Raw genomic sequence first — 11947 nt, forward strand, 5'->3', positions numbered from 1 at the left:
CCGGCTCATATCGGGCTGACACCGCGAATGCGCGCGGCCATGTCGGCGGCGTAGAGGTCGGTCATCCCGGCAATAAAATCGATCACGCGCATATAACTGCGATACAGATCCCAATCCGGCTTGGGTGCATTATTGCCCATCAGATCGAGAATGCGCTGATGCTTGAAGCTCAGGTGCTGCCCGGCGTGTTGCTCATTGACAGCGCCGCAGAACGCATCCAGCAGCGTTTCCAGCGTACTGTAGGCACCGATCTCGTGCAGGGTCTTGCGCTTGTCCTGGAAAATCCGTTCGCGCGCCATGTTCTTCGCCGTTTGTACGCAGCGGCGCGCGTTCTCATGCATATGCTCGACCAGATCACCTTTCAGGTCGCCAGCCAGCAACGCGTCTTGCTGATTGATAAACGCCTCGGCGGCGGCATTGACCAGATGCTCGATCGCCTTGCCACGCAGAATCGCCAGTTTACGCCGGGTCGAGTCCTGCGGGCCAAGCAGTCTGTAGGTTTCTGGCAGGTCATCGCCGACCAGTTGCAATAACACCTCTTCGACCTCGGCGTAATCCAGCAACTCCATTTCCATGCCGTCTTCCAGGTCGATTAGGCCATAGCATATATCGTCCGCCGCCTCGACCAGATACACCAGCGGATGCCGCGCCCAGCACTGATCTGCCTGCAGCGGTAGGCCAAGTTTTTCCGCGATCTGTTCCAGCAGGGGGAATTCGGCCTGATAGCAACCGAACTTGTGTTTCTTGTAGCCCTGGCTGTCGGCATGCCGGGCGGTCCAGGGGTATTTCAGGTAAGCCCCCAGCGTCGCGTAGGTCAGGCGCATACCGCCTTCGAACTGGTGGTATTCCAGCTCAGTCAATACCCGAAAGCCCTGGGCGTTACCCTCGAAGCTGAGAAAGTCCAGACGCTGGGCGTCAGTCAGCGGTGCCAGCCAGCCGCGCTGATCTGCCTGATGGAACCAATGGCGGATCGCGTCTTCGCCCGAGTGCCCGTAGGGTGGGTTACCGATGTCGTGAGCCAGGCAGGCGGCCTGAACAATTACGCCAATGTCCGCCGGCTCACACCAGTCGGGCAGTTGATCGCGAAGCATCTCTGCTACGCGCATGCCCAATGAGCGACCAACGCAGCCGACTTCCAGGCTATGAGTCAAGCGGGTATGGATGTGGTCGTTACTGGAAACAGGATGCACCTGGGTTTTTTTGCCCAGACGGCGAAACGCCCCGGAAAAGATGACTCGGTCATGATCCTTGTGAAAGGGCGTGCGGCCGAGTTCATCGGAACCGGCCACGGGTTTACCCAGGCGCTCGCGGCACAGCAGTGTTTCCCAATCCATATCGTGTCTCCGTGATTTGACGGCAGTATGTTGCATGGCGTCGCCACTGCCAAGCAGGCGGGTTACACTAGGCACTGATTCACGACCCTGATTATCCTTTGATGCAAACCAACCCAGAACTCACCCTCTACGGTACCCAGGCCTGTCACCTTTGTGAGGAGGCCAGCAGTCTTTTGGCACTACTTTCAGGTAATGGGGTGCAGGTGCGCGAGCAGGATATTACCGAGAGCGCGGAGCTCATGTCCCGTTACCAGCTGCGCATCCCCGTATTGCGTCGCGAGGACACCGGCGCCGAGCTGGATTGGCCGTTCAATTTGCCTCAGTTGATGGACTGGCTGGGCGACTTGCTGGTAGAGGAGGGCTGAGGCATGGCACAAATCGTCAAACCCTTCTGGCAACGCAAGACGCTGGAGCAGCTGGATGAGCAGGAGTGGGAGTCACTCTGTGACGGCTGCGGGCTCTGTTGCCTGCAGAAACTCGAAGATGAAGATGATGCCCAGGCCATCTACTACACGCGGGTTGCCTGCAAGCTACTGGATCTGAACACCTGCCAATGCAGCAACTACCCGCAGCGCCGGGATTTCGTTCCTGACTGCATCCAGTTGACCCCGACATCTGCCGCCGGTTTTGCCTGGCTGCCGCCCACTTGCGGCTATCGCCTGGTAGCCGAAGGCAAGGATCTGCCCGTATGGCACCATCTGGTCTGCGGCGACCGCAAGGCGGTGCACGCCGCCGGGATTTCACAGGCCGGTCGCATGCTCGCGGAAAACGCTGTAGCCGAGGATGATTGGGAAGATCAGATTATCTTCAGAGTGGGGTAGGGGCCGCTTCATGCGGCTAGAAGCTTGCCGCTGCCGGTGTAGGGCAGCGGCGTCGGGCTACTGGCTTATCTGAAACTCGCGCAGCTTGGTATACAGGTAACGTACCTGGTCATATTCAAACGGGCTATCCAGAGCACCATAGCGGAAGCCATTTTTATACCTTATATCAATAGCATACAGTCCATAGCTCCACGGATTCTCATTCATGATCTCGCGGTTGTTCAAGTAGGCTGCGGCGTCCTCCAGGGTCCAATCCACCACTCGACCACCGGTGTCGCGCAGGGATGATGGGCCCAGAAAGGGTACGACCAGATAGGGTCCTGGCGGTACGCCATAAAAGCCCAGCGTCTGGCCAAAGTCTTCCGATTCCTGCGGCAGGCCCATGGCCTTGGCCACATCGAACAAGCCAACTACACCCAAGGTAGTGTTGAACAACAGGCGTGCAGTGGTACGCATGCTTTTCTGCGCCTTGCCCTGCAGGATGCTGTTACCCAGGTTGGGTATGTCCGCAAGGTTGGAGAACACGTTAGAGACGCCCGTGCGAACAAATTTGGGGGTGGCCCATTCGTAAGTGCGGATCACCGGCAAATACACAAGCTCGTCAAACTGGCCATTGAAACGATAGATGCGCCGGTTGAAACCTTCGATCGGATCCTGCACATTCAGCGCGCGCAGGCTGGAGCGCTCAAACTGGTACTGGCTGGCGTAGGGGTCGATCTCCAGCTCGGCAAAGGGGTCTCTGTACTCCGGCGCCATGCGCGCGGTGGAAACAGCTTCACGGGTGCTTTCGGGCGTTTCCTGGGCAAACAGTGGCGTGGCACACAGCGCCAGGCACAGGGTCAGGGTAGTTCTACGCATTATTCTGTTCCCTCAAGAAAACTCAGCATCCGTGCGGTCACGTTGACGTGTTGCAGATTTCCACCATGGCCCCCGCGCGGATACACATAAGCACGCTCGCCCAGCAACTGTGTGAGGTACGCATAGTCGCCGGCATCGAGAATAAAGTCATCGGCATTGGTAATGGCTGCGATATTCGGGTTATCAACCAGGTGCCCTTCAATACTGCGCAGGCTGGTTTCATAGGCCATGTCATTAATGGTCTTTTCGATGTTGCGGCTGTTCCAGGACGGCCACAGCTGGCTCTGCACATAGCAGTTGAAGTCACAGAACAAGGCACGGCGCAGGTACGGCGTCAGCGAGGTACTGACCTTGATGGTCGCGCCAGGAGGTGCATAACGGCCAGTCCCATTGATCACGTCGGTCATGAAGTTCAAGTCGGCAGCGGCAAAGCGGAACACCGCGCCAATCAGCAACGCCATCTCGGCATCGGTCAAGGCTTCTTCAGAGGTCTGGATGCTAGTGAACAGACCCGCTTCCACGTCAGTGTCGCCGCTGCGGGCAAAGTGACGAGAGAGCTTGTCGAAAATATGTTCATAGAAGCTTTCGGTATTGCTGATACCTTCCACCTTGGTGTCTGACAGCGCATCCAGACGCTGGATGGAGGAATACAGATCCACCGGCGGGTTGAGCATCAATACCTTGGTAAAGTTGAATTGACCGAGCGTTTCATCGAGGTGGCTGACGAAGGCGGCGTTCAAGGCACCTAGGCTGAATCCGGCCATGCGGTATTCAGTAATTTCGATACCCTTTTCATCGCGAGCGTGTTCAACCGCCAAGGACATGGCCGTATGCAGATCGCGGGCATCTTCGCGGCCCAGGCCCGGCAAACCGGTGCTGGAGGCTGAGGCGATAAAGTCGTGGTTGGTCGGCGATGACAGCATGATCACATGCATGCCAGCATCCCAGAACAGGGCTTTGAGGTAATCCAGACGCGGGCTGTCGAAGCCCGAACCGGTACCGGCGATGAGGAAGATCAACGGCGCGGGTCCGGTCTGATAGGCCAGCCGATAGTGCATGTCGCGATAGCGTGACAGCGCTGGCGGCAGCTTTCGATCAGGCAGCACGCGCACGGACAGATCTGTCTGGCGCACATCCACGTCATCGGAGACCGGAGCACGCAATGGCTCTGGGGTACCACCGATAGTGGACATGAAAGCGTTAATGTCGGGATAACTGAAGTTATCAATCTGTTGAGCCTGAGCCGACGCGGCGAACAGGCTGAGAATCAAGGCATAAATATATAGGGGCATGTGGTTTTCCAGTGGACTCCACTGACTATACCCGAATAACACGAATAAAGTTCCACAGCACCGTTGAATAGGTGCTGTCAGAGCAACTTATAGCGGAATTAAAGACCCCTTCTGGAGCAGCACGTTACGCATTGGCCTACGCATTGAACACTGGAGGGGGCAAGCGGCCGCTACGCTTTTGTTCGATCCGCTTCCAGACCTTTTCATGGAAGTGGAAAGCCACCGTGTTGATGGCGGGTTCGACCAATGCGACGGCACCGCCAATCATCAGGCTGCCGGTCATTGCATACACCACAACAAAGGCCACGGTGAAGTGCATGATTGCGAAAGTAGTGGTCTTGACCATGGTGCACCTCAAATCATAAATGGGAATCATTCCCGATGACTCGAGTGTAGGAGATTGGTGTTAATAGATAAAACAGATTTGAATAATAGCTTCGATTGTTTTGCTCAATGATTGCCTGCGGGTCGCAAGCCAGCCGCCCCGTCAGGAGCGGCCATAACCTTTACACGTCGAAGTCGAAATCCAGCAGCTGTTTCTGCAGACGTCGTTCTTCCAGATAGTTATCAATCAATCTGCGTTTGGTCAGATTGGCTTTGGAATTGGCCGCTGAGTCCGTATCGGGCGCATCGTCTTCTTCAACAAAGTCATCGTCGTCCAGTTCTATTTCCGCTTTTGCTTTGGCCATGACTCAACTCCACTATGAAGATGCCATTTGCGCACCTTATAACGGGCAATCGAATTTAGCGGAAATAGATTTTTTCAATCAAACCGGGCGAGTTTTACCAATAGGTTTTCAGTTGCTGGTTTTGAACTTGTAATCGCACAAGTCTTCGATGCGGCAACTACCGCATTGCGGGGTGCGTGCCTTGCATACATAGCGGCCGTGCAGGATCAGCCAATGGTGAGCATCGACCAGATATTCCTTGGGAACGTGACGCATTAACTGACGCTCGACCTCCAGCACATTTTTACCCGGCGCGATGCCGGTGCGGTTACTGACACGAAAGATATGCGTATCCACCGCCATGGCGGCGTGCCCGAAGGCGGTATTGAGTACCACGTTGGCCGTCTTGCGGCCGACCCCAGGCAGTGCCTCCAGCGCTTCGCGGTTGTCTGGTACCTGGCTGTTATGCAGCTCGACCAGCATGCGGCAGGTCTCGATCACGTTGCGCGCCTTGCTGTTGTACAGGCCGATGGTCTTGATGTATTCGCTCAGCCCCTCGACCCCCAGGGCATAGATGGTCTCTGGCGTATTGGCCACCGGGTAGAGTTTGGCGGTGGCCTTGTTTACGCCCACATCCGTTGCCTGCGCTGAGAGGATCACTGCAATCAGTAGCTCAAAAGGATTGCTGTAGGCCAGTTCGGTAGTCGGAGTGGGGTTGTCTTCACGCAGACGACGAAAGATTTCTTCGCGTTTTTGTTTGTTCATGGGCAGTGGTTTTCTTGCGTCTGGTTGATGGTTGTTTGTCTGTACCGGGGCAGGCAACAAGCGGGAAACTCATGGGGTGATTCAGTGGGGAGGGGGCGAGCCTAACGCCTTCCTGCATTCATCTGACATTCAGAATGGATTCCCGCCTTCGCGGGAATGACGGGGTGGGGCGGGCGAACTCCCCGTCGTTCCGGCCATTCCCGCGCAGGCGGGAATCCAAGCGGAATATCAAGACCACTCACGCCTTCCTAGTCAGGGTCCCACCGCTCCAGTCACCCGTACTCGCTTGCCACCCACCGCAGGTTTGGCCGCACGCGCCGCAGCGCGGTCCTTTACCACCCCATCAATCACATTCTTCACCGCAATCAGCAAGCCCATAAACAAAAACGCACCGGGGGGCAAGATGACGAAGAGCACGTCCTTGTAGTTGGGGAATACGACAATGCGCCAGTCAGCGGCCATCGGCCCTAACAGCAGATCCATTCCTGCAAACAAGGTCCCATACCCCACCAGCTCCCGCAGCATGCCCAGCACCAGCAGCACCAATGCAAACCCCAGCCCCATCATGAAACCGTCGATCACCGAAGGCAGAATCGGGTTCTTCGAAGCATAGGCGTCGGCGCGGCCGAGGATCGCGCAGTTGGTCACGATCAGCGGGATAAAAATGCCCAGGATCTGATAGAGCTCAAAGGTAAATGCCTGCATCAGCAGCTCAATACAGGTGGTCAGCGCGGCGATGATCATCACGAACGCTGGCAGGCGCACTGCATCGGTGACGGCGCTGCGAATCAAGGAGACGGCAAAGTTGGAGCCGACCAGCACCAGAATGGTCGCAATTCCCAGGCCCAGCGCGTTAACGGCGGTGCTGCTGACGCCCAGCAGCGGACACAAGCCTAGCAACTGCACCAGGCCAGGGTTGTTGTGCCAGAGGCCTTCCTTGGTGATGTCGACGAAACGGGTACTAGCCACGGGCAGGCTCCTTGTTGTTAAGTTCCAGCAACTGATCACGGTTGGCTTCAAAGTACTGCAACGCGCGATACACCGCTTGCACCACGGCACGCGGGGTGATGGTAGCGCCGGTAAACTGGTCAAAATCGCCCCCATCCTTGCGCACGCCCCAATTCTCGGGGGCGGGCATGCTCAGGCTGGTGCCGTTGAAATCCAGTACCCAGGTGCTCTTGTTCAGTTGCACCTTGTCGCCCAGGCCGGGTGTTTCACGGTGATTGGTAATACGTACCCCGGCAATCTCGCCGTTGGCGCGCACGCCTACCAGCAGGTCGATGCGGCCGCTGTAGCCGTCCGGAGCTATGGTTGGCAGAATCACCGCGACAACTTCACCGTCCAGTTTGCCCCGATAGGCCATGGCATCGCCAGGGAGGTTCAGCAGCTCCCGATTGTTGATGGCGAAGGCATCTTCGAGCAGGTCGTTGTCGTGCTGATCGTGGGGAAGGATTTCATTGAGCGCGCTCATCTGCATGCGCCGCTGCTCTTCGGCAATTCGCGAAGCGGTACCCTGTTGGGTCAGCGCAATCAGCCCCACGGTGACCATCGCAAACACGCCAAGAATGATGCTGTTACGGACGATAGAGCTGCCAGCGGTAAGAGGGTTCTGCATGCTCAGTCCACCTTGCCCATGCCGCGCTCGGCCTTGCGATGGCCGTAGGTGCGCGGAGTGGTGTAGTAATCAATGGTTGGTGCGGCCAGATTCATCAGCAGCACGGCGAAAGCCACCGCATCGGGGTAACCACCCCAGGCGCGAATACAGTACACCAGCACCCCGACGCCGAGCCCGAAGACCAGCCGGCCCAGTTTACTGGTCGCACCGGAAACCGGATCAGTCACAATAAAGAACGCGCCGAGCATGGTCGCGCCGCTGAGCAGGTGGAACAGCGGGGAGCCATTGGAATTCGACCCGGAACCGCCCCAAAACAGCAGGCTCATCAGCCCCAGCCCAATCAACATGCCGGCGGGTGCGTGCCAGGTAAAAATGCGCTTATAGAGCAGCAGGGCGCCACCGGCCAGATACGCCAGGCTGACCCACTCCCAGCCATAACCGGCAAAGTTGCCGAAGATAGGTTGTGCGGTGGCCAGTTCGGCCATGCTCAGGCTGGTATTGTTCTTGACCACATCCAGCGGCGTCGCCATGGCCCAGCCATCCATTGCCTGGGTGGCGGGCAGGAATACACGTTGCAGCGCTTCCATCAGCCCCAGAGTGGCCTGCATATCGGGCATCAACTGTTCAATGCCGCGCGGCGCCGGCCAACTGGTCATTTCCACCGGGAAAGAGATCAACACCACGGCATAACCGAGCATCGCCGGATTGAACGGGTTCTGGCCCAGACCGCCGTATAACTGCTTACCGAACACAATGGCGAAACTGCTGGCGATCAGCACCAGCCACCAGGGCGCCAGGGATGGCAGGGCCAGCGCCAATAGCCAGGCGGTGACCAGAGCGCTGCCATCGCTGAGAAAGAAGCTCAGCGGACGCTTGCGCAGCAGCAGAATCAGTGCCTCGGTACCCAGGGCCACGACGCTGGCCAGGACAATATTGATCAGCGTGCCCCAACCGAAAAACCAGGTCATGGCGATGATGCCGGGCAGGGTCGCGGCCAACACCCAGAGCATGATGGTCTGGGTACGGTTATTGCCCCGGGCGTGGGGTGAGGTAATGCGGGGCAGGGCCACTACGCTCGCTCCTTGCTGGTCATGTGCTCGGCAAAGGCTTTGGCAGCAATATCCAGGGCCTGCTTGGCGTCGGACAGCGCCACCTGCGCCTCAGCACTGTCTGGGTCGGCCTGCACCGCGCGTTCGGCTTTCTTGAATGCAGCCTTGGCCATTGCCATATCGGTCTTCAGTTGTTGGGTGACGGGGTCGACCGGCTTTTTCGCTTTGGTCTCCGGTTCAGCTTGATTGCTCCCGGCACTCGCGGTCGGCTTGGCGTCGTTGGGCAAACGCGCTTCGGCGGCAGCCAACTCTTCGCGCAATTTGGCGATCTCGGCCTGCTGTTCGTCAGTCGGCGTGTCACCCGCGGTTTTTTCCGCCTTGCGCAGGCTGGCTTTGAGCATAGCTGCTTCGATTTTCAAGCGCTTGGTGTCGTCCGTTGCGGCGGAGGCGGGCGCAGGTGCAGACTCTACTGCGGCCTCGCCCATGCCCTGGTCATAGGCGCGCTGGGTCTGTTCGCAGGCCTGCTCCAGTTCGGGAATCTGTGCCTGCAGGTCAGTATTGTCCGGATTGGCGGCGAGTTGCTTCTGGGCTTTTTTCAGCGCCATTTGCGCTGTAGCGGCGGCGATCTTCAGCTGTTTCTGTTCCGGCGTCAGGCCGCTGGGCTTTTTCGCCTCCATGCGCGCTACGTCTGGTTCGGCATTGCCTGTAGCCGGAGCGTCTTCCGGTGCTTTGGCGGCTTCGGCTTCCTTGGCAGCTTTCAGACGTACGGCTTTTTCCGCGCGGGCCTGACGGTCGGCTTCCTTCTGCTCGGCTTCGCGCTGCAGGCGCTCCTGACGTTGCTCGAAGCGTTGCTTGGAATGGTCAGCCTTGTGCTGCTGCAGATCCTGCGCACGGATATCCGCCTTGGCCGCGCGGTAGTACTGCACCAGCGGAATGCTGCTGGGGCATACGTAGGAGCAGGCGCCGCATTCGATGCAGTCGAACAGGTGCTGGCGCTTGAGCTGTTCATAGTCCTTGCCCAGAGCAAACCAGTGAAGCTGCTGCGGCAGCAGCTCGGCGGGGCAAGCTTCGGAGCACAGGCCGCAGCGAATGCAGGCTTGCGCAGGTGGCGGCGGCGGCAGCTCTGCCTGGGTGCCTGCGAGCAAGCAGTTGCTGGTTTTGACAATGGGCGCATCCAGGCTTTGCAGGGTAAAGCCCATCATCGGCCCGCCCATGACCAGGCGGTACAGCTGCTCGGGCTGTAACCCGGCGAAATTCAGCATGTCGCGAATCGGCGTACCGATCAGCGCTTCCACATTGGTCGGATGCTGCAGTGCTGCACCGGTCAAGGTGGTGATGCGTTTGATCAAGGGCTGACCCAGCAGCACGGCGTCGTGAATCGCGATCAAGGTCCCAATGTTCTGGCAGACCATGCCGATATCCGCCGGCAGTCCGCCACTGGGGACTTCCATGCCGGTCAGGATCTGGATCAGCTGCTTCTCGCCGCCGGAAGGGTATTTCGTCGGGAACTCGATCACTTGCATCGGCTTGTCGCCGACCGCCGCGCGCATCGCCGCAATGGCTTCGGGCTTGTTGTCCTCGATGCCGATCAGCACCTGTTCGGGGTGCAGGATATGCATCAGGATTTCAATACCGGCGACGATCTCGGCTGCCTTGTAGCGCATCGCGGTATCGTCGGCGGTGATATAGGGCTCGCACTCGGTGCCGTTGATGATCAGCGTATGCAGCTTTTGCTCCGGCCGGGCCTTGAGCTTGGCCGCCGTCGGAAAACCGGCACCGCCCAGTCCGCTAACGCCGGCATTCCGGATCATGTCCAGCAGGGTAGTGGCTTCCAGCGCTGAGTAATCAGTCGCTGGCTGCAGCTCGGTCCATTCATCCAGGCCGTCGGTATCCAGCGTGATTGCCCACTCTTCCAGGCCGGACGCATGCGGGTAGGGCGCAGGCCCAATCGCCGTCACAGTGCCGGACGTCGGCGCATGCAGTGGGCAACTCACCAGGCCGCTGGCTTCGGCGAGCAGCTGACCCTTGAGTACGCGGTCGCCAATGTTCACCACCGGCTCGGCGCGGGCGCCTATATGCTGCAGCAGTGGAAGTATCAGCTGTTTCGGTAGGGGCATAGGCTCGAGTCCATGCTGGGTAGACTCATGCTTGTGTTCTTCGGGGTGGATACCACCGGGAATGTCCCAGATTCTCACCTTGGCCAGCATCAGGCAGCTCCGTGTTGGGCGTCAGTGGCAATCAGCCGGGCGGGTGGCAGCGGGAAGTCCCACTTCCAGTTTTGCGCGGTGGTTGGCAGCGGCAACATATCAATGCAGTCAACCGGGCAGGGCTCAACGCACAGATCGCAGCCAGTACATTCATCGACGATTACGGTATGCATCTGCTTGGCCGCGCCAAGAATCGCATCCACCGGGCAGGCTTGAATGCACTTGGTACAGCCAATGCACTCGGCCTCGCGAATGTAGGCGACCATCTTCGGCTTTTCTTCACCGTGTTCGGCGTCCAGCGGCGGCGCTTCCACATCCAGCAGGTCGGCCAGCGCGTGAATCGTGGCCTCGCCGCCGGGCGGGCACTTGTTGATCGGTTCGCCATTGGCGATGCCTTCGGCGTAGGGCTTGCAACCAGGATGGCCGCACTGGCCACACTGGGTTTGCGGCAACAGGGCATTGATCTGGTCGACGATAGGATCGCCTTCGACCTTGAAGCGAATGGCGGCATAGCCGAGGATGGCGCCGAAGATCAGCGCCAGGCCCAGCAGGACGAGGATGGCAGTGAGGACGATGGACATGTTAAAGCCTGATCAACCCGGTAAAGCCCATAAACGCCAGGGACATCAGCCCGGCAGTGATCATGCCGATGGCGGCGCCCTGGAAGGGCTTGGGCACATCGGCAATGGCGATGCGCTCACGCAGGCCGGCAAACAGAATCAGAATCAGCGAAAAACCCAGCGCCGCGCCAAGCCCATACACGGCGGACTTCATAAAGGTCTGCTCGGCGCGGTTGGTGTTCAGCAGCGCCACACCCAGTACTGCGCAGTTGGTGGTAATGAGTGGCAGAAAGATGCCCAGTACGCGATACAGCAATGGGCTGGTCTTGTGCACAACCATTTCGGTGAACTGCACAACCACCGCAATCACCAGAATAAAGGAAATGGTACGCAGAAATTCCAGATCGAAGGGCACCAGAATGTACTGGAAGGTCAGGTAGCTGAGGATCGACGCCAGCGTCAGCACGAAGGTGGTGGCCGCCGACATACCAATAGCGGTTTCCAGCTTGCCGGACACGCCCATAAAGGGACATAACCCGAGAAACTGCACCAGCACAAAATTGTTGACCAGTATGGTACTGACCAGGATCAGGGCAAATTCCGTCATCTTACTTAACCGTATTGAGATCGCTTGGCTTGTCAGTGCTCGGCTTGTTGTGTTTGCGTCGTTGCCGACCGCCTGTTCCGGACACGCTGTAAATACATCCCTGTAAGCTCGGCGATGTCCGTCCAGGGCATCGACGGTCCGAAACAAGCGGTCGTCAACACCGCTTTGAAT

At 58.5% G+C, this 11947-nt stretch carries 14 protein-coding genes; 2 read left to right on the plus strand and 12 right to left on the minus strand.

The window, feature by feature from the left end:
• Nucleotides 1–5: 5 nt before the first annotated feature.
• Nucleotides 6–1334: a deoxyguanosinetriphosphate triphosphohydrolase gene (locus DT594_RS03865; RefSeq protein ID WP_096345739.1), complete on the minus strand. Its 1329-nt coding sequence runs from the start codon at nucleotides 1332–1334 to the stop codon at nucleotides 6–8.
• A 101-nt stretch (nucleotides 1335–1435) separates the two neighbouring features.
• On the opposite strand from DT594_RS03865, the gene DT594_RS03870 reads away from it, so the two are divergent.
• Both DT594_RS03870 and DT594_RS03875 read left to right on the plus strand, forming a co-directional pair.
• Nucleotides 1436–1699, plus strand: coding sequence for a glutaredoxin family protein (locus tag DT594_RS03870; protein WP_096345740.1), 264 nt, complete (start codon nucleotides 1436–1438; stop codon nucleotides 1697–1699).
• Nucleotides 1700–1702: 3 nt separating this feature from the next.
• Entirely contained in the window at nucleotides 1703–2155 is a 453-nt protein-coding gene (locus DT594_RS03875) for a YcgN family cysteine cluster protein (RefSeq protein WP_149331447.1), read from the plus strand.
• Nucleotides 2156–2212: 57 nt separating this feature from the next.
• On the opposite strand, the gene DT594_RS03880 is transcribed toward DT594_RS03875, so the two are convergent.
• From DT594_RS03880 to rsxA, 11 genes are all read right to left on the minus strand, one after another.
• A complete protein-coding gene (locus tag DT594_RS03880) occupies nucleotides 2213–3013 on the minus strand; it encodes an MlaA family lipoprotein (RefSeq protein WP_149331448.1) in 801 nt (266 codons plus the stop codon).
• On the minus strand, nucleotides 3013–4305 hold the full coding sequence (locus tag DT594_RS03885; RefSeq protein WP_149331449.1) for a serine/threonine protein kinase: 1293 nt from the start codon (nucleotides 4303–4305) through the stop codon (nucleotides 3013–3015). Before DT594_RS03885 ends, DT594_RS03880 begins: the two co-directional genes overlap by 1 nt.
• A gap of 136 nt (nucleotides 4306–4441) precedes the next feature.
• Complete coding sequence (locus DT594_RS03890) at nucleotides 4442–4651, minus strand: DUF2061 domain-containing protein (protein ID WP_149331450.1); 210 nt, start codon at nucleotides 4649–4651, stop codon at nucleotides 4442–4444.
• 160 nt (nucleotides 4652–4811) lie between these two features.
• Nucleotides 4812–4994, minus strand: a complete 183-nt coding sequence (locus DT594_RS03895; RefSeq protein ID WP_096345744.1) for a PA3496 family putative envelope integrity protein — start codon at nucleotides 4992–4994, stop codon at nucleotides 4812–4814.
• A gap of 108 nt (nucleotides 4995–5102) precedes the next feature.
• The gene (gene nth, locus DT594_RS03900) at nucleotides 5103–5738 is read right to left on the minus strand and encodes an endonuclease III (RefSeq protein ID WP_149331451.1); all 636 of its coding nucleotides are present in this window, start codon (nucleotides 5736–5738) and stop codon (nucleotides 5103–5105) included.
• Between the two features lie 252 nt (nucleotides 5739–5990).
• Nucleotides 5991–6707 carry an electron transport complex subunit E gene (locus DT594_RS03905; protein WP_149331452.1) on the minus strand — a complete coding sequence of 239 codons (717 nt, stop codon included), beginning with the start codon at nucleotides 6705–6707 and terminating at the stop codon, nucleotides 5991–5993.
• Nucleotides 6700–7353, minus strand: a complete 654-nt coding sequence (rsxG, locus tag DT594_RS03910; RefSeq protein WP_149331453.1) for an electron transport complex subunit RsxG — start codon at nucleotides 7351–7353, stop codon at nucleotides 6700–6702. The genes DT594_RS03905 and rsxG overlap by 8 nt, the downstream gene beginning before the upstream one ends.
• A gap of 2 nt (nucleotides 7354–7355) precedes the next feature.
• Nucleotides 7356–8423, minus strand: coding sequence for an electron transport complex subunit RsxD (rsxD, locus tag DT594_RS03915; protein ID WP_149331454.1), 1068 nt, complete (start codon nucleotides 8421–8423; stop codon nucleotides 7356–7358).
• A complete protein-coding gene (gene rsxC / locus DT594_RS03920) occupies nucleotides 8423–10609 on the minus strand; it encodes an electron transport complex subunit RsxC (RefSeq protein ID WP_149331455.1) in 2187 nt (728 codons plus the stop codon). The genes rsxD and rsxC overlap by 1 nt, the downstream gene beginning before the upstream one ends.
• Entirely contained in the window at nucleotides 10609–11190 is a 582-nt protein-coding gene (gene rsxB / locus DT594_RS03925; protein ID WP_096345751.1) for an electron transport complex subunit RsxB, read from the minus strand. Before rsxB ends, rsxC begins: the two co-directional genes overlap by 1 nt.
• A gap of 1 nt (nucleotide 11191) precedes the next feature.
• Entirely contained in the window at nucleotides 11192–11776 is a 585-nt protein-coding gene (rsxA, locus tag DT594_RS03930) for an electron transport complex subunit RsxA (protein ID WP_096345752.1), read from the minus strand.
• Nucleotides 11777–11947 lie beyond the last annotated feature (171 nt).

It is taken from the genome of Halopseudomonas laoshanensis (assembly GCF_008365385.1).
GTDB lineage: Bacteria > Pseudomonadota > Gammaproteobacteria > Pseudomonadales > Pseudomonadaceae > Halopseudomonas > Halopseudomonas laoshanensis.